20 protein-coding genes are annotated in these 17,861 nt (G+C 63.4%); 3 read left to right on the forward strand and 17 right to left on the reverse strand.

The window, feature by feature from the left end; all coding sequences use genetic code 11:
* From VNZ93_RS02110 to VNZ93_RS02140, 7 genes are all read right to left on the reverse strand, one after another.
* On the reverse strand, positions 1–593 hold a 593-nt coding region (locus tag VNZ93_RS02110; RefSeq protein ID WP_325699384.1), incomplete at its 3' end, for a hypothetical protein.
* Positions 594–692: 99 nt separating this feature from the next.
* Positions 693–1,151, reverse strand: coding sequence for a RidA family protein (locus VNZ93_RS02115; RefSeq protein ID WP_414709948.1), 459 nt, complete (start codon positions 1,149–1,151; stop codon positions 693–695).
* Between the two features lie 43 nt (positions 1,152–1,194).
* On the reverse strand, positions 1,195–2,829 hold the full coding sequence (locus tag VNZ93_RS02120) for a benzoate-CoA ligase family protein (RefSeq protein WP_325699389.1): 1,635 nt from the start codon (positions 2,827–2,829) through the stop codon (positions 1,195–1,197).
* A 35-nt stretch (positions 2,830–2,864) separates the two neighbouring features.
* On the reverse strand, positions 2,865–4,052 hold the full coding sequence (locus tag VNZ93_RS02125) for an acyl-CoA dehydrogenase family protein (protein ID WP_325699392.1): 1,188 nt from the start codon (positions 4,050–4,052) through the stop codon (positions 2,865–2,867).
* The gene (locus VNZ93_RS02130; RefSeq protein ID WP_325699395.1) at positions 4,053–4,892 is read right to left on the reverse strand and encodes an enoyl-CoA hydratase family protein; all 840 of its coding nucleotides are present in this window, start codon (positions 4,890–4,892) and stop codon (positions 4,053–4,055) included.
* Positions 4,889–5,404, reverse strand: a complete 516-nt coding sequence (locus VNZ93_RS02135) for a MarR family transcriptional regulator (protein WP_325699398.1) — start codon at positions 5,402–5,404, stop codon at positions 4,889–4,891. Before VNZ93_RS02135 ends, VNZ93_RS02130 begins: the two co-directional genes overlap by 4 nt.
* Positions 5,405–6,166 (reverse strand): SDR family NAD(P)-dependent oxidoreductase, encoded by a 762-nt coding sequence (locus VNZ93_RS02140; protein WP_325699400.1) that lies wholly within the window; start codon positions 6,164–6,166, stop codon positions 5,405–5,407.
* Between the two features lie 219 nt (positions 6,167–6,385).
* On the opposite strand from VNZ93_RS02140, the gene VNZ93_RS02145 reads away from it, so the two are divergent.
* Entirely contained in the window at positions 6,386–8,734 is a 2,349-nt protein-coding gene (locus VNZ93_RS02145; RefSeq protein WP_325699403.1) for a bifunctional salicylyl-CoA 5-hydroxylase/oxidoreductase, read from the forward strand.
* Between the two features lie 149 nt (positions 8,735–8,883).
* On the opposite strand, the gene nth is transcribed toward VNZ93_RS02145, so the two are convergent.
* Positions 8,884–9,699: an endonuclease III gene (gene nth / locus VNZ93_RS02150; protein ID WP_325699406.1), complete on the reverse strand. Its 816-nt coding sequence runs from the start codon at positions 9,697–9,699 to the stop codon at positions 8,884–8,886.
* A gap of 21 nt (positions 9,700–9,720) precedes the next feature.
* On the opposite strand from nth, the gene VNZ93_RS02155 reads away from it, so the two are divergent.
* Positions 9,721–10,233 (forward strand): DUF2244 domain-containing protein, encoded by a 513-nt coding sequence (locus VNZ93_RS02155; RefSeq protein ID WP_325699409.1) that lies wholly within the window; start codon positions 9,721–9,723, stop codon positions 10,231–10,233.
* 52 nt (positions 10,234–10,285) lie between these two features.
* A complete protein-coding gene (locus VNZ93_RS02160) occupies positions 10,286–11,179 on the forward strand; it encodes a bifunctional helix-turn-helix domain-containing protein/methylated-DNA--[protein]-cysteine S-methyltransferase (RefSeq protein ID WP_325699412.1) in 894 nt (297 codons plus the stop codon).
* 16 nt (positions 11,180–11,195) lie between these two features.
* Here VNZ93_RS02160 and VNZ93_RS02165 read toward each other — a convergent pair whose 3' ends face one another.
* From VNZ93_RS02165 to dnaJ, 9 genes are all read right to left on the reverse strand, one after another.
* Positions 11,196–12,260: a hypothetical protein gene (locus VNZ93_RS02165; protein ID WP_325699415.1), complete on the reverse strand. Its 1,065-nt coding sequence runs from the start codon at positions 12,258–12,260 to the stop codon at positions 11,196–11,198.
* Positions 12,261–12,363: 103 nt separating this feature from the next.
* Positions 12,364–12,984 (reverse strand): 2,3-bisphosphoglycerate-dependent phosphoglycerate mutase, encoded by a 621-nt coding sequence (locus VNZ93_RS02170; protein ID WP_325699418.1) that lies wholly within the window; start codon positions 12,982–12,984, stop codon positions 12,364–12,366.
* Between the two features lie 13 nt (positions 12,985–12,997).
* Positions 12,998–13,228: a hypothetical protein gene (locus tag VNZ93_RS02175; protein ID WP_325699421.1), complete on the reverse strand. Its 231-nt coding sequence runs from the start codon at positions 13,226–13,228 to the stop codon at positions 12,998–13,000.
* A gap of 7 nt (positions 13,229–13,235) precedes the next feature.
* Positions 13,236–14,051, reverse strand: coding sequence for a 4-hydroxy-tetrahydrodipicolinate reductase (dapB, locus tag VNZ93_RS02180; protein WP_325699424.1), 816 nt, complete (start codon positions 14,049–14,051; stop codon positions 13,236–13,238).
* 121 nt (positions 14,052–14,172) lie between these two features.
* The gene (locus tag VNZ93_RS02185) at positions 14,173–14,475 is read right to left on the reverse strand and encodes a DUF1330 domain-containing protein (protein ID WP_325699427.1); all 303 of its coding nucleotides are present in this window, start codon (positions 14,473–14,475) and stop codon (positions 14,173–14,175) included.
* A gap of 11 nt (positions 14,476–14,486) precedes the next feature.
* Positions 14,487–15,206, reverse strand: coding sequence for an orotidine-5'-phosphate decarboxylase (gene pyrF / locus VNZ93_RS02190; protein WP_325699429.1), 720 nt, complete (start codon positions 15,204–15,206; stop codon positions 14,487–14,489).
* Positions 15,203–15,784 (reverse strand): NAD(P)H-dependent oxidoreductase, encoded by a 582-nt coding sequence (locus VNZ93_RS02195; RefSeq protein WP_325699432.1) that lies wholly within the window; start codon positions 15,782–15,784, stop codon positions 15,203–15,205. The genes pyrF and VNZ93_RS02195 overlap by 4 nt, the downstream gene beginning before the upstream one ends.
* 140 nt (positions 15,785–15,924) lie before the next feature.
* On the reverse strand, positions 15,925–16,536 hold the full coding sequence (locus tag VNZ93_RS02200; RefSeq protein ID WP_325699435.1) for a methyltransferase: 612 nt from the start codon (positions 16,534–16,536) through the stop codon (positions 15,925–15,927).
* A 96-nt stretch (positions 16,537–16,632) separates the two neighbouring features.
* Complete coding sequence (gene dnaJ / locus VNZ93_RS02205) at positions 16,633–17,769, reverse strand: molecular chaperone DnaJ (RefSeq protein ID WP_325699438.1); 1,137 nt, start codon at positions 17,767–17,769, stop codon at positions 16,633–16,635.
* Positions 17,770–17,861: the final 92 nt, after the last annotated feature.

Here is a 17,861-nt window from a genome sequence, read left to right on the forward strand (position 1 = left end):
GCCGGGGCCTGCAACAGCACCGGCTCGCCGCTGAGCTGCCCCTTCGAGCCGAACGGCACACGCAGGATCACCTCAAGCCCGACGATGCCGGGAATGCCCACCGGCAGTTTCCAGCACTTCTGGATCTGCGCGCGAAGGGACGCGATCTCCTCAGGGGTGAGCTTCGATTTGCCCTCGCCGGCCGGGCCGCCTTGCGGTGTGTCCGGCTTTACGGGCTTGGCAGCTGGCTTCGGCTCGGGCGGCGTTTCGGGCTGATCGGGGTCCGGCGCCCGCGCGGTCTTCACCGGCTCGTTCTTGGTCGCCTCGTTCTTGGCGGGCTCATTCTTGGGCGCCTCGCTTTTCGCAGGCTGCGGGGGCTTCTGTTTGGGAGGCTCCGGCGGTTTCAGTTCGGCCTGTTTAGGCGGCTCCGGCGGTTTCGATGGCTCAACCTGCTTCGGAGCGAGGTCTTCCGGCTTGACCAGATCGACGTCCATCGACTGGAGATCGGACGGCGGCAGATGCCGCCGGTCGGCGAGCACGATGGCGCCGACGAATCCGACGTGCACAGCAATCGACACCGCGATGATTGCGGCGCTGAAGCTGAGGCGGTTCAACAGCCTTGGCAAAATCGAGCGGCTCCGGTTGCGGCCGGACGTACCTCACCCGCTTGCGGCCCGGGAGTCAAAAGGCTTTGGCGCGACGAGACAGGCGGCTCAATCCGGTATGACTGCCGTGGTCTCGATTTCGAGCAGCGCGTCCTTTTCGACCAGCGACACGACCTGCACCAGCGCCATGGCGCCGAAATTACGGCCCATCACCTCGCGATAGACCTTGCCGAGTTCCGGGAGCGAAGACCGGTAGGCCTCCATGTCGGTGACGTACCAGGTCATGCGCACGACATGCTCAGGACCGGCGCCGCCTTCCTTCAGCACCGCGACGATGTTCTCCAGCAGCTGCTTTGTCTGCGCGACAAAGCCCTGCGGCAGTTTGCCGTGAATGTCCCAGCCGATCATGCCCCCGACAAACACCATGTTGCCGCGAGCCTTGATGCCGTTTGCGTAGCCTTTTGGCTGCGGCCAGCCGGGCGGATTGAGAACGGTGTTGCGTGCGCTGGTATCCGACACAGGAGGTCTCCAACTCTTGTCCTGGCGGGGCGGAATCGCCCCGGCCATCGATCAGACGAAAAACGATGTCACAAACCGCGCGTGACCATCGTCACGATGCGATTTTCTCCGCGCTTGCCTCGGCCATCTTGCGCAATTCGAAGCGCTGCAGCTTTCCGGTCTGCGTCTTGGGCAGGGCGCTGACATACTCGATCGCGCGCGGATATTTGTACGGAGCGACGGAATTCTTCACGAAGTCCTGCAGCGTCTTCGTAAGCGCGGCATCGCCGGTATGCCCCGGGCGCAACACGATGAAAGCCTTCACGATGTGGCCACGCTCCGCATCCGGCGCACCGACCACGCCGCACTCGGCGACAGCGGGATGCGCAAGCAGCACTTCTTCCACTTCGGGACCGGCGATGTTGTAGCCCGACGAGATGATCATGTCGTCGGAGCGCGCCTGATACCAGAAATAGCCGTCGGCATCCTGCACGTACGTATCGCCCGGGAAGTTCCAGCCGTTCTGGACATACTTCGTCTGACGCGGATCGGCGAGATAGCGGCAGCCGGTCGGCCCCTTCACGGCGAGGCGACCGATGGTGCCGCGCGGCACCTCATTGAAGCTGTCGTCGACAACTTTCGCGATATAGCCGGGCACTGGCTGGCCCGTCGCGCCGGCACGCACCGAAGCTTCCGGCGAGCCGATGAAGATGTGCATCATCTCGGTGCCGCCGATGCCGTCGAGGATGGTCAACCCCGTTGCCTTCTTCCACGCATCGAAGGTGATCTTCGGCAGCGTCTCGCCCGCGGATACGCAGATACGCAGCGACGAAATGTCGAACTTGTCGACGTGCGGCGTGACCGCGCGATAGGCGGTGGGCGCGGTGAACACCACCGTCGCCTTGTATTGTTCGATCGCGGGCAGGAGTTCGTCCGGCGTCAGCTTCTCGAGCTGGATTGTCGAGGCCCCGATGCGGAACGGAAACAGCACGTGGCCGCCAAGCCCGAAGGTGAAGGCAAGCGGCGCCGACCCGATGAAGCGATCGTCCGGCGAGGCCTGCAGCACATATTTTCCGTAAGAATCGCAGGGCGCGAGCATGTCCCGATGAAAATGCATGGTGCCCTTGGGCTCGCCCGTCGTGCCGGAGGTGAACGCAATCAGACACACATCGTCGGACGAGGTATCGCAGGCCGTAAAGGTCTCATAGCCCGGCTTGTTCATCAGGGCTTCGAGCTCGCCGTCGCCCCAATAGACCACGCGCTCAAGCTCAGGCGCGAGCGGCTTGGTCTTTTCCAGTTCGTCGGCAAGTTTCTTGTCGCACAGCGCGAGTTTAATCTTCGCTTTCTTGACTGTGTAGGAGAGTTCCTTGGCGCGAAGCAGCGGCATGGTCGCAATGGTCACGCCGCCAGCCTTCATTACGGCGAGGTAGGTCGCGATCATCATCGGATTGTTGGCGGACCGAAGCAGCACGCGGTTGCCCGACACAAATCCCAGATCGCGTGTCAGCACATTCGCGATGCGATTGATGCGCTCGGCGAGTTGCGCATAGGTCAGCGTCTCCGTCGGAGAAATGATCGCGATGCGATCGCCCTGTCCGGACGCGACCCACTTGTCGACAAACTCGGTCACGCAGTTCAGGCGCTCCGGATATTGCAGCTCCGGCAGCGTGAACAGGAATTCCGGCCACTGATCCTGCGGCGGGAGATTGTCCCGGGCGAAGGTGTCGATATGTCCCGAGCGGATCATGATGCTGCTCCTGTCTGACCCTTGCTCTCCACAGGTCACTTGCCTGCAGCCTTGCCGGCCGCATGATTTTTCAAGGCTTCGCGCGCGATCACGACCTTCTGCACTTCGGTCGCGCCCTCGTAGATGCGCAGCGCACGAATTTCCCGATACAGCTCTTCGACCTTCACGCCCTTGGTCACGCCCTGGCCGCCGAACAGCTGCACCGCGCGATCGATCACACGTTGCGCGGCCTCGGTCGCGTGCATCTTGGCCATGGCGGCTTCGCTGGTGACACGCGCCGCACCATTGTCCTTGGTCCAGGCCGAGCGATAGACCAGCAGAGCCGAAGTATCGACATCGGTGATGGAATCGGCAAGCGCGCCTTGCGTCATCTGCAGGTCGCCGAGCGGCGCGCCGAACAATTTGCGGGTCGCAGCGCGCTCGGTCATCTCGTGCAGCGCGCGGCGCGCAAAGCCGAGCGCGGCAGCGCCCACCGTCGAACGGAAAATATCGAGCGTCGCCATCGCGACCTTGAAGCCTTCGCCCGGCGCGCCGAGGCGATTGGTCACCGGGATGCGCACATTGTCGAATTTCAGCGTCGCCAGCGGATGCGGCGCGATCACCTCGATCCGTTCCTCGATCGACAGTCCCGACGCGTCGGCATCGACCATGAATGCGGAAAGCCCGCGGGCGCCGGGCGCTTCGCCGGTACGCGCGAACACCACGTAATGATCCGCGATGCCGCCGTTCGAAATCCAGGTTTTCCGGCCGTCGAGCCGCACATGCGTGTTGCCGTCCGGCGTCGCGGTCATCGCCATCGCGGCGACATCGGAGCCAGCTTCCGGCTCGGACAGCGCGAAGGCGGCAATCGCCTTGCCCTTTCCGACATTCGGCAGATAGCGCTGCTTCAGCTCCTGCGAGCCGAACAGCGTGATCGACCCGGTGCCGAGCCCCTGCATTGCAAAGGCAAAGTCGGACAGGCCGTCGTGGAAGCCAAGGATTTCGCGCGCGAGGCACAGCGTGCGCACATCGAATTGCGGGTAGGTCCCGCCGAATTCCGCCGGCACGGTCGGCGCAAGGAAACCCGCTTCGCCCAAGGCCTTCACGCGCGCGCGGCAGGCCTCATCCACATCGTCATGCGGCAACTTGTGCAAATTATCTGCCGCCCAGCGATTGAGCCGCTCAGCAAATTCGCGGTGGCCGTTGTGAAAGAAGGGCCAGCGAAGGGTTTCGGCGAGCGACATCTAGTTCCCCTCGAAGACCGGCTTATGCTTGTTCGCAAAAGCGTGGAACGCGCGCTTGAAGTCTTCCGTCTCCATGCACAGCGCCTGTGCGACCGCTTCGGCCTCGATCGACTGCTCGACCGACATCGCCCATTCCATCTCCAGCATGCGCTTGGTCATGCCGTTGGCGAAGGTCGGACCGGCGCAGAGTTCGTTGGCGAGCGCTGTCGCATCGGCGAGCACATTTTCCGGCGACGAAAGCCTGTTGAAGAAGCCCCAGCGCTCGGCTTCCTCGCCGCCCATCACACGCCCGGTATAGAGAAGCTCCGCCGCGCGGCCCTGACCGATGATGCGGGGCAGGATCGCGCACGCGCCCATGTCGCAGCCGGCAAGGCCGACGCGATTGAAGAGGAACGCCACCTTCGCCTTGGCCGTGCCGACGCGCAGGTCCGACGCCATCGCAAGGATCGCGCCTGCGCCGGCGCAGACGCCGTCGACCGCCGCGATGATGGTCTGCGGCGCGGCGCGCATCGCCTTCACCGCCTCGCCCGTCATCTTGGTGAACTTGAGCAGGTTCACCGTATCCATCTCGACCAGCGGGCCGATGATCTCGAACACATCGCCGCCCGAGCAGAAATTTCCGCCCTCGCCGGTGATCACGAACGCTTTGACCTGATCGTCGCTCGCCGCGGCACGGAAGATGCCCGCAATCTCGGCGTAGCTCTGGAAGGTGAGCGGATTCTTGCGTTCCGGCCGGTTGAGCGTCAGCGCCGCGAGCTTGCCCTCCACGGTGAACTTCACATGCTGCGCCTTGTAGGACGCGAGCGGAAGCGACACCGGATGATGCGTGTTCAGGGTCATTCAGAATCCTCCGCGTCGATCGCCTTGCGAGCCGACGTCTTGGTCTTTGCAAGCAGCTTCATCAGGGTCTCTATCTCGTCAGGTTCGAGACCCGAAAAAATATCGGCGATCCAGTTCTCGTGCGTGCGTGCGAGCGAACGGAAGGTGCGGCGCCCTTCCGGCGTCAGCGTCACGATCATGGCACGGCGATCATTTGGCGCCGGCTTGCGCTCAACCAGGTTGAGCGAGACGAGGCGCTCCACGAGGCCCGTGACATTGCCGTTCGACACCATCATGCGCTGCGACAGCTCACCGAGCGTCATGCCGTTCTGGGCGCGGTCGAGCTGCGCCATCAGATCGAAGCGCGGCAGCGTGATGTCGAATTCGGTGCGCAGCCGCTGACGGATTTCGTTTTCGATCAGCGTCGTGCAGGTCAGGAGGCGCAGCCACAGCCGCAGCTCGGCTTCGTGATCGGCAGGCCGTTCGGCGACCTTTGTTTCCGCGTCGAGCGGCAATGTCGCAGTGTCGCTCATTCAGATTTCTCCGCCCGCGACCGTCATGGCTGTGCCGGTCACCGCGCCGGCTTCGACAGAGCACAGATAGAGCACCGCGGCCGCGACCTCTTCCGGCTTGATCAGCCGCGCCATCGGCACGTCCTTGACGTATTGCGCGACCACATCGTCAGCCGACTTACCGGTCTTGGCCGAGACGGCGGCAACCGACTCGCGCACGAGATCGGTGTCGGTGTAGCCGGGGCAGATCGCATTCACGGTCACGCCGGTCCGGGCGGTTTCCACCGCAAGCGACCGCACGAGACCGACCACCGCATGCTTGGTCGTGCAATAGGCCGTGACATAGGGATATCCCTTCAGCCCCGCGGTCGAAGCAACCGCAATGATGCGGCCGAACTTGCGCGCCACCATGCCCGGCAGCACAGCGCGAGTTCCATGGACGATGCCCATGACATTCAGGTCGAACAGCTTCTGGAATTGCGCGGGATCTGTCTTGCCAAACGGCGCCGTCGAAACACCGCCGGCATTCGCAACAAGGGTGTCGATCGGACCGCGCTCCGCCTCGGCCTGCTTGATCCCGGCATCGATTGCGGCTGCATCGGTCACATCGGCGGCGATGAAGCCCGCGGCGTGACCTGCCGAAACAGCATCCTCGAGCGCGGCCTTCTGGCGGCCGAGGACGGTCACGGTCGCTCCGGCGGCCGAAAGGGCCGCAGCCACCGCGCGTCCAATGCCGCGGCCGCCACCTGTGACGAGTGCATGCCGTCCCGAGAGCGTTGCCATGAAGGGTCCGATATCCGCCGGAAGCTGGAGGATACTTTAAGCTTAAAATTTATAGGGCTCAAGCACTCCTCTCGAACGGCTGTCGCGATCGGCAATTTTTGCGTGCGACTGCACCCCCGATGAATTTGTTGGCCCTTTTGACGAACATCAAATCCCGCTTGCGCGGATTTCCTTTAAGCTTAAAATAATCTTCAACAGCCGCAAGGCGCGGAGGCTCCCATGAAGGTCAGCGTGATTGGCGGCGGCCCCGCCGGACTCTACTTTTCCATCCTGTACAAGAAGGCGTGGCCGCAGGCCCAGATCACGGTCTACGAACGCAACCGTCCGGACGACACGTTCGGCTTCGGCGTCGTGTTCTCGGACCAGACGCTCGAGACCTTCCAGAACTACGACCTCGAGAGCTATCGCTCGATCACTGAGAACTTCGCCTATTGGGACGACATCGAGATCCGCTTCAAGGGCACGGTGCACCGGATCGGCGGCAACGGCTTCTGCGGCTGCTCGCGCGCGACCCTGCTGCGACTGCTGCACCAGCGCGCACAACAGCTGGGCGTCGAACTCAAGTTCCAGCACGAGGTGACCGACATCCAGGCCGCCCTGCGCGACTCAGACCTCGTGATCGGTTCGGATGGCATCAACTCGCGCATCCGTGAGACCTACATCGATCACTTCAAGCCGAGTGTCGACCTGCGGCCCAACCGCTTCACCTGGATGGGTTCAACCAAGCCGCTCGATGCCTTCACCTTCTATTTCAAGGAGACGAAATACGGCATCGTCATCGTCCACTCCTATCAGTACGAGCCCGGTCGCTCGACCTGGATCTTCGAGACCGATCCGGAGACCTTCGCGAAATTCGGCCTCGATCCGCTGGACGAAGCCGGCAGCGCGAAGCTCATGGAAGAGCTGTTCGCCGAGGAATTGCAAGGCCACAAGCTGATCATCAACCGGTCGATGTGGCGCAACTTCCCGGCCATCCGCTGCGAGCGCTGGGTCTACGAGAACTGCGTCATCCTTGGCGACGCCAAGGCAACCGCACACTTCTCCATCGGCTCGGGCACCAAGCTCGCGATGGAAGATGCGATCGGTCTCTACGAATCGTTCCGCAAGGCCGGCGGCCAGAACGTGAAGGCGGCGCTGGCGCATTACGAGCAGACCCGGCGCGAGGAAGTCGAGAAGACCCAGCACTCCGCAAACGTGTCGCTGGTCTGGTTCGAGCACGTGAAGCGGTTCTGGAACATGAATCCGACCCGCTTCGTGTTCGGCCTGATGACTCGCTCGAAGGCGATCACCTACGACAATCTCGCGCTGCGTGCGCCGGAATTCGTCGACGAAGTCGATCACATGATGGCCGACGAAACCAAGGCCGCGGGCTTCCCCAAAGTCGATACCAAGACGCCGGTGCCGCCGATGTTTCAGCCTTTCCGGCTGCGCGACATGGTGGTCCCGAACCGCGTCGTGGTGTCGCCGATGTGCCAATACTCGGCCAAGGACGGTCTGCCGAACGACTGGCATCTCGTGCATCTCGGCAGCCGCGCCATCGGCGGCGCCGGCCTCCTCTACACCGAGATGACCGACGTTTCAGCCGACGCCCGCATCTCGCCGGGCTGCACCGGGCTCTGGAACGACGAGCAGGAAGCCGCGTGGAAGCGCATCGTTGATTTCGTGCATGCCAATTCCGCAGCGAAGATCTGCATGCAGCTCGGACATGCGGGCCGCAAGGGCGCGACCAAGCTGTCATGGGAAGGTGACAGCGAGCCGCTGCCCGAAGGGGCATGGCCGATCGTTTCGGCCTCGCCGATCCCGTATTTTCCGAACAGCCAGGTGCCGCGCGAAATGACGCGCGCAGACATGGAGCGCACGATCGCGGACTTTGTCGCGGCGGTGAAGCGCGCCGATCGTGCCGGCTTCGACATGGTCGAACTGCACGCCGCACACGGCTATCTGCTCGCGAGCTTCATCTCGCCGATCACCAACAAGCGCACTGACGAATTCGGCGGCTCGCTCGAGAACCGCATGCGCTTCCCGCTCGAGGTGTTCCGTGCGATGCGCAAGGCGTGGCCCGAGAACAAGCCAATGTCGGTGCGCATCTCCGCGACCGACTGGATCGACGGCGGCATCACCGGCGATGACGCCGTAAAGATCTCGGAGATGTTCAAGGCGGCGGGCTGCGACATGATCGACGTGTCGACCGGTCAGACCGATCCGCAATCCGCGCCGATCTACGGTCGCATGTACCAGACGCCGTTCTCCGACCAGATCCGCAACGAGGCGCATATCGCGACCATGGCGGTCGGCGCCGTCACCACCGCCGATCAGGTCAACACCATCGTCGCATCCGCACGCGCCGACCTCGTCGCACTTGCACGGCCGCATCTGATGGACCCGTATTTCACCCTGCGTTCGGCCGGCTGGTACGGGGCGTCCGACGTGCATTGCCCGCCGCAATATCTGTCGGGCCGCGACCAGCTGTTCCGCAATTCGGATCGCGAGCGCGCCGATCTCACCGAGCTGAAGCTGAAGGCCAAGCCGAAGCCGCAGATCGACACCTGGAAACAGGCGGCGGAGTAGCGCCCTCTCCACGCGCACAGTGCGCTCCCTCCCCCCTGCAAAGGGGGAAGGCTGGGGAGGGGTCATGCCAAGATCTGCATGGCCGGCAAGATGACCCCACCCGACTGCCTGCGGCAGTGGACCTCCCCTTCCAGGGGGAGGTGAACAAATCACGCCGCCAGCGCCGTCTTTCCCGGCCAGCGGCACAGATCCGCGATCACGCACTTCTCGCACAACGGCTTGCGCGCGAGGCAGACATAGCGCCCGTGCAGGATCAGCCAGTGATGCGCATGCATCATGAATTCCGCCGGGATCACATCCAGCAGCTTCAGTTCGACCTCAAGCACGTTTTTCCCCGGCGCAAGTCCGGTGCGGTTCGAGACCCGGAACACATGCGTGTCCACGGCCATGGTCGGCTGATCGAACGCCATGTTGAGCACGACATTCGCAGTCTTGCGCCCGACGCCCGGCAGCTTCTCCAGCGCCTCACGATCGGCCGGCACCTCACCGCCATGCTCGGCGATCAGCTTTTCGGATAACGCGATCACGTTTTTCGCCTTGTTGCGATAGAGCCCGATGGTCTTGATGAAGTCGCGCACCGTGGCTTCGCCGAGCGCCGCCATCTTTTCCGGGGTATCTGCCGCCGCGAACAAGGCGGGCGTCGCCTTGTTGACGCCGGCATCTGTCGCCTGCGCCGACAGCACCACCGCGACGAGGAGCGTGAACGGATTGACGTGCTGCAATTCGCCTTTCGGCGCGGGGTCGACGGCCTGAAAGCGACGGAACGCTTCGGTGACTTCGGCCCGCGTCCAGGGCCGAATGTCGCCGTGCGCCGCCTCGATATCGGCTTCCGCTTGCGCCTTCGCAGACTTCGGCTTCGCCGCCTTGCCGGCCTTCGCGGCTGTCAGCGCCGCCTTCGCAGCGGCCTTCGAGGCGCCTTTTCGCTTTTTTGCCTTGGCCGCCGGGCCGGTCGTCTTTTTTGCCATTTCTCCCGTATATTGTTTTGAATGATGCCAAACAACGACCCGAAACCGGATACCCCACTGTTTTCAGCAGTGATGACGCCGAACCGCTCGCTGGGAAAACGCGGCTTCGGCATCCTCATGCTCGCGGTGGCCGGCATCAGCTTCGTGTGCGGCCTCGTTTTCGCCGTTGCCGGCGCATGGCCGATCACCGGTTTTTTCGGACTCGATGTCCTGCTCCTCTACTGGGCGTTTCGGATCAACTACCGGGACGGCCGCGCCTACGAGGAGATCGTCGTGACACCCACCGAGCTGATGTTCCGCAAGGTCAGCGCACGCGGCGCGGTGATCGAGTGGCGCTGCAATCCGCTATGGGTGAGGCTTGACCGCGACGTGCACGAGGAATTCGGAGTGCAGAGCCTGCATCTCGTGTGGCGCGGCGAACGGCGGCAGATCGCGTCGTTCCTCGCGCCCGAGGAAAAGGAGAGCTTCGGCAACGCGCTGCAGGCGGCCCTCGCCGCGGCGAAGCGCGGGCCCGATCGCACCGTGATAGCCTGAGCAGGAATCGGGTGGGACCGGCTAAGCTGCGGGATTACCTCGGAGAGACACAATGACGAGAACCGCCATGCTGTCCCCCGACCGTGTCTGTGCCTCTACCAGCCTCGATGCCGCCGCCGACGATTACGACGTGGTCCGGCGCGCCATCGCCCACATCCGCGGCAACTGGCGGCAACAGCCCGATATTGCGACCATCGCCGAAGCCGCGCAGGTCACGCCGACCGAACTGCATCACCTGTTCCGGCGCTGGGCCGGACTGACACCGAAAGATTTTCTTCAGGCGCTGACCCTCGACCGCGCGCGCGAATTGCTGCGCGACTCCGCGAGCGTGCTCGAAGCAACCTACGAAGTCGGCCTGTCCGGCCCCGGACGTCTGCACGATCTGTTCGTGACCCACGAGGCGATGTCGCCCGGTGAATGGAAGGCCGGCGGCGAAGGTCTCACGCTGCGCTACGGCTTCCATGCCTCGCCTTTCGGCGGCGCGCTGGTGATGCTCGCGCCGCGCGGACTTGCCGGACTCGGCCTCTTCGATCCCGGAGACGAGCAATCGGCGCTGGAGGACATGAAACGCCGATGGCCGAAAGCCGCCTATGTGGAAAACCCCGCGGCGACGACCTCCGTTGCGGCCCGCATCTTCGATCCGGACCTGTGGCGGCAGGATCAGCCGCTTCGCGTCGTCCTGATCGGCACCGACTTCGAGGTGCGCGTGTGGGAAACGCTGCTAAGGATTCCGATGGGCCACTTCACCACCTATTCGGACATCGCGAGGAAGCTCGAGGCTCCCAAGGCGGCGCGTGCCGTCGGTGCGGCGGTCGGCAAGAACCCGGTCTCGTTTGTAGTCCCGTGTCACCGCGTCATCGGTAAAAGCGGCGAACTCACCGGCTATCACTGGGGCCTCACGCGCAAGCGCGCCATGCTCGGCTGGGAAGCGGGGCGGCTGGCGTAAGGAGGCGCGCCTCGCTCTACCGCCCTGCCCCCACAGTTTCACCGACACCGGCAAGCACCGGTTCGATCGCCCGCGGGAAATCGCCCTTGCGATACGCCGCCAGCATCTCGGGCTGCAGCCCGTCCATGAAATCGGCGAGGGTCTTGTAGGTAACGCAGCGCACCTCCGGCAGACCGCAGACGCTGCGTGCGAATTGTTTCAGCGCTTCGCGGTAGGCACCGTTCTGATAGTCACTAAAGTGATGCCCGATGTGAATCGGCGCACGATTGCCGGTATAGTTGGCGCGGAAGTAACTCAGATAGCTGTCCAGCATCTGCCGGCGGAATTGTTCGCGGCGGCTTGCGATCGGCGCGGCGCCGGATTGCGCCACCAGGAAGTTGTAGTCCATCGACAGCGTGGCACGCCCCGACCCCGCGAGCTTTATCTCCGCAAGATTGAAGCGCCAGATGCCGTCGCGCTTCTCCGGCCATGCATTTGAAGGCATGGTGCCGCTGGTATCGTAACGAAAGCCTCGCTCCGCGAGCGTCGTATAAAGCCCCGCGCTATGCGCCAGATACGGCGCGCGGAAACCCACAATATCCTTCGACGAGAAGGCAAAGCCCTCATCCGGCGCAAGCTCGTTGTTGCGCACGACATTGGTCAGCAAATTATCGAAACTCGTGAATTCGGAATTCCAGCTTCCGGCGCCCCAGCCGCGCCCGTCGAAATGACCGACCGCATGTGATGCCATCTCGTGGCCGTCGCGATGCAGCGCGTTCATGAATGCGACGCGCTTGCGCACGTCGTCGGCGCTGCCACCGAAATTGATACGCGAGGCGCCGCGGGCCTGGCTCGGTCCCTGATAGAGAGTCTTCTTCGCGTTGCTGAGGAAGTTGATGCCGCTGACAAAGAAGGTGAAGCGGACCCGCTCGCCGTCGCGGTTGAGCTCGGCCGCGAAATCGCTCCACTCCTGCCAGCGCTCAAGCTCGGTGCAGTTGTCGAACGCAATCGCAACGAATTGCGGCGGCCGCTCGACCAGCTCAGCGGCCTGCGAACTCACCACGCTCAACGCAGCACTTAAAGACGCCAGTACAATACGCATACCCTCCGGCAAACAGCATCACCGGAGGGTCGATCAACGACATTTGCGAAATGTGGTTAGCGCGAAGCGTTAACGCTTCATTGTGCCGGCAAATGCAGCAGGATCATCCCGCGAGGTCGAGTTTCGATGCGACCGTCGCATCGGCATTGAGACGATAGATGATCGGCACGCCGGTCGCGATCTCGCGCTTCAGGATTCCTTCGGGCGACAGCTTTTCCAGCACCATCACCAGCGCGCGCAGTGAATTGCCATGCGCCGCGATCACGGTGCGCTTACCCTGCAGCACCGCCGGCAGGATCTCCTGCACATAATAGGGCAGCGTGCGCGCGAGCGTATCCCGCAGCGATTCACCGCCAGGTGGCGCGATGTCAAAGGAGCGGCGCCAGATATGGACCTGCTCCTCGCCCCACTTCTTGCGGGCGTCGTCCTTGTTGAGGCCCGACAGGTCACCATAGTCGCGCTCGTTCAGGGCCTGATCGCGGACAATCGGAATGCCGCTCTGGCCCATTTCCGCGAGCAGCAGATCGAGCGTGCGCTGCGCGCGCTTCAGTGCGGAGGTAAAGGCGACATCGAAGACAATGCCCTGGGCCTTCAGCTTGCGTCCGGCCTCCTTGGCTTCCGCGACACCCTGTTCGGTCAGGTCGACGTCACGCCAGCCGGTGAACAGGTTTTTCAGGTTCCATTCGCTCTGGCCGTGACGCACCAGCACAAGAAGACGGTCCATCCCACAATCCTTGTCAGTCGACGATTTCGGTCGAGATCCACCCGACCGTGCGCGCCACGAGATACACCAGCGGCGCGACAATTGAAAAGAACAGCGCCGCACCGATCATCTCGGCCCGGTCGTCCGGGTCGGTCATCCCCTGGCCGCTGATCGCGATATAGACGGCGAAAACCACGAGCGGCAGCCCGAGCAGCAGACCGGTCCAGTGCGAAACCCGGTTGATCCGCCGCCTGAGCGCGCCCATCGGAGGGTCAGAAATCCTTCAGCCCCAGCACATCCATCATCGAATAGAGGCCGGGCTTCTGGTCCTTCGCCCACAGAGCCGCCTTCACGGCGCCGCGCGCGAAAATCATGCGGTCTTCCGCCTTGTGACCGAGTTCTATCCGTTCGGCGGGGCCTGCAAAGATCACGTTATGCTCACCGACCACGCTGCCGCCGCGCAGCGTCGCGAACCCGATGTCGCCGGCATTGCGGGCGCCGGTATGGCCGTCGCGCGAGCGCACCGAGCGCTTGTCGAGATCGATGTTTCGGCCTTCCGCCGCGGCGCGGCCGAGCAGCAAGGCCGTGCCGGACGGCGCGTCTATCTTCTTGTTGTGGTGCATCTCGACGACTTCGATATCGAATTCCTCGTCGAGGGTCTTCGCGACGCGCTTCACCAGCGCGGCGAGCAGATTGACGCCGAGGCTCATGTTGCCGGACTTCACGATCACCGCTTTCTTTGCGGCATCGGCGATCGCGGCGTCGTCGGCCGCAGTGAAGCCGGTGGTGCCGATCACGTGCACGATCCCGGCCTTGGCCGCGAGCTTCGCGAGCGCGACGGTCGCCCTTGGAATCGTGAAGTCGATGATGCCATCGGCATCGCCGAGCAGCGTTTCTGCATCGTCGGTGATGGGGATGTCCTGCCCGCCGACTCCGGCGAGATCAGACGCATTGCGGCCGAGCAGCGGAGAGCCAGGCTCTTCCAGCGCGCCGGACAGCGTGACGCCCCTCGTGTCGGCGATGGCGCGAATGAGTGTCCGGCCCATGCGTCCGCCCGCTCCCGCCACGATCAGCCGCATGTCCGACATGTCTGTGCTCCAGGCCTTTCGGCTGTCAGGCCGCACCGCTGCGTGTCAGCGTGACGCGGCCATATCGCTTTTCAAGGAAGATCGGTGCGCGGGTCAAGCCCGGGGATGACACCGTAATGGATTACGGCTGCGGGCCGTCAAACCCTTCGATGACCAGGATATTCGCATCGGCATGAGGCTGCCGTACCTTGATGTTCGCCTGGTATTCCGGCGAATTGTAGCAGGCGAGCGCCGACTCATAGTCCGGAAATTCGATCACCACATTGCGGCTCCGGGCCTTGCCCTCGACGCATTGCGACCGGCCGCCGCGGATGACGAACCGGCCGCCGTATTTCTTGAAGATCTCCGGATTGGCCGCAGCATAGGGCTTGTAGCCCTCTTCGCTTTGCACATCGACACTCGCGATCCAGTAGCCCTTCGCCATTGCCGCCTCCCTTACGATTGTGTGGCCTCTGCCACTTCCTGCACGATCGCATCCGCAGCCGCCTTCGGATCGGCGACGCCGGTAATCGGTCGCCCGACCACGAGATAGTCCGAACCGGCGCGAACAGCCGCAGCCGGCGTCATGATCCGCTTCTGGTCGCCGCTCTCCGCGCCTGCCGGACGGATACCCGGCGTCACCAGCAGCCGCGTCGGACCGACGATCGGCCGCAGCATCTCGGACTCCTCGGCCGAGCAGACAATGCCGTCGATGCCGAGTGCGCAGGCCTGCTCGCTCTTTCGCTTCACCTGATCGCGCGCGTTGCCGACATATCCGGCTTCGGTGACATCGGTGTCGTTGTAGGAGGTGAGGATCGTCACCGCGAGAATCTTCAGCTTCGAGCCGCGCGCCGCATCGAGCGCGGCCTTCATGGTCTGCGGATAGGCGTGCACCGTGAGGAAGGTCGCACCCGAATTGACGATGCTCTCCACGCCCTTGTTCACGGTATTGCCGATGTCGTGCAGCTTCAGGTCGAAGAACACCTTCTTGCCGGACTTGATCAGGTCCTGTGCGAAAGAAAGGCCGCCGGCATAACCGAGCTGATAGCCGATCTTGTAGAACGTAATGCTGTCACCGAGCTGCCAAACCAGCTTGTCGGCCACCGCAACGGACGGCAGGTCGAGCGCGACAATGATCCGGTCGCGCGGTGTTACATCGGGACTTGCAGCGGTCATGCGTAGTGCCTCGCGAATTCGATCAGGCTTTGCACCACAGCCTTGAGCCGCTTGCTGCTCGCCTCATCCTTGAAATTGTCCATGTCGTCGAATGCGTCGCCTGCCCGGGCGACCGCAATCTGATCGGGAATGACCAGCGCGCCGCAGCCCTGTTCCAGCACCTGACGCAATGCCATCAGCGAGCGCATGGCGCCATAGCCGCCATTTGATGCGCCGCCCAGCGCGAAGGCGCGATCCCTGTAGACCGCAAGCGGCGCCTCTTTGCCCTCGCGCACGCGCGAGACCCAGTCGAGGGTGTTTTTCAGAAGCGGCGTGACCGAAGCGTTGTATTCCGGGCTCGCAATGAAGATGCCCTGGTGCTGCTGCATCATCCGCTTGAGCGAGATCGCCGATTCCGGCGGCCCGGAACGGCTTTCGAGATCGCCGTCATAGATCGGCATCGGATAATCGAGCAGCGAAATCCGTGTCGTATCTGCGCCCGCGAGCGCAAACTCCTTCGCCGCCAGCGCGGCAAGTTGCGCGTTCATCGAGCCGGTGCGGATCGATCCCGCAAAAACCAGAATTTTGGGAGCTGGCATGGGAGGCACTTATAGCGCAGGCTTCTCAACTCCGTCATGCCCGCGCGTGTCGCGGGCAGCCACGTCTTGATGTCCTGTTCTAAAACGTGGATGGCCGGGACGGACCCGGCCATGACATCAATCGGCAAACACAACTGCGACTAGGACACCATCGCGCGGCGATAGCACCATACGCGTGCTGGCGGCAGGTTCATCCAGATGCGCTGGGACGCTTCCGCCGCGATACGGGACAGTCCCTTCGGAATCGGAGGCGCCGCCATCGAATAGGTGAACTGCACAAACGGCGCATTCTCCTGCATCAGGCCGAACGCCTCGTTGATCAGGCGAAGGCGCGTGCGCATCGGCTTGTTGAGCAGCGGCAGGCCCGAGACCATTGCAGCGGCCGGCTCTTCCAGAATTTCGCCGAGCGTACGGCGCAGGCTGTAAGCGTCACCCTGCACCACCGTCGCTTCCGGGAAGCGCTGGCGGAGGATGCGGCAAAAGCCGGGATTGAACTCGACCAGCACAAGGCGCTTTTGCGGGACACCGCGCGCCACCAGCGCTTCGGTCACCGGTCCCGTACCCGGGCCAAGCTCGACGACGGGGCCTGGGATCGATGTGTCGACATATCGGGCCATGGTCCGCGCCAGCACCCGCCCGGACGGGGTAACCGCGCCGATCGCTAATGGCTTTTCCAGCCAGGAGCGAATGAAGCGAACCTCGTCGTCGAGACGCAGGCCCTTTTTTTCGGCGAGGGAGGACTGGGGACGCATTGCCGCTAGGTATGTGAAACTATTGTGACCCACCCAAGGCATAGCCGTTTTGGAACCGCCCGCCAAGGGCGCTGCCAGGGCCTGACCTTGGTCGGATCATTGCGGGCGCGAGCCAATATCGAACAGATCCTTCACCCGGGCGAAGAATCCGGTCGATTCCGGCTGCGTTTCTGTCGAGGACAGCTTCTGGAATTCCACCAGCAATTCGCGCTGACGTTTTGTCAGGTTCTGTGGCGTTTCGACCACTACCTGCACATACATGTCGCCTGTCTGCTTTGAGCGCAGCACAGGCATACCTTTTCCCTGCAGCCGGAAGCGCCGGCCGGATTGCGTGCCGGCCGGGACCTTGACCTTGCTGCGGCTGCCATCGATCGAGGGCACCTCAAACTCGCCGCCGATCGCAGCCGTCACCATCGACACCGGCACGCGGCAATGCAGATCGGCGCCGTCGCGCTGGAAGATCGGATGCGATGCCAGCGACAGGAAAATGTAGAGATCGCCCGCAGTGCCGCCGCGCACGCCGGCTTCGCCCTCACCGGCCAGGCGGATGCGGGTACCATCCTCGACGCCTTGCGGAATGTTGACCGAAAGCATGCGCTCCCGCGTCACGCGTCCGGACCCCGAGCATGACGGGCACGGGTCTTCGATGACCTGACCGCGTCCCTGACAGGCCGGGCACGTACGTTCGAGTGTGAAAAAGCCTTGCGCATGGCGGACACGGCCGTGGCCGCCGCATGTACCGCAAGCTTTCGGACGGGTGCCTGCCTTGGCGCCCGAGCCCGAACATGCTTCGCAGGTCACCGATGTCGGAATGCGGATTTCGGCGGTCTTGCCGTAATAGGCATCCTCCAGCGTGATCTCCATGTTGTAGCGGAGATCGGCACCGCGCTCGCGGCCGCTGGACGAACGGCCACGGCCGCCGGCCATGCCGAAGATGCCTTCGAAAATATCGGAAAACGTGGAGCCGAAATCGGCGCCAAAGCCATGCGCGCTGGCGCCGTTGCCCTGCTCGAACGCAGCATGGCCGAAACGGTCATAGGCGGCGCGCTTGTCGCCGTCCTTCAGGACCTCGTAGGCCTCGCTGATTTCCTTGAACTTGTTTTCAGCTGCCTTGTTACCCGGATTGCGATCCGGGTGCCACTTCATTGCGAGCTTGCGATACGAGGACTTGATCTCGCTGTCGGTCGCAGTGCGCGTGACATTGAGGGTTTCGTAGTAACAAGTCTTGGACATCGCTTCGCGATCCGTTGCTCCAGTCGGTCATGGCCGGGATTGACCCGGCCATCCATCATCTTTCGCAAGATGGCCCCCCGGCTCAAGGCCGG

The organism is Pseudorhodoplanes sp. (assembly GCF_035565795.1).
Taxonomy (GTDB): domain Bacteria; phylum Pseudomonadota; class Alphaproteobacteria; order Rhizobiales; family Xanthobacteraceae; genus Pseudorhodoplanes.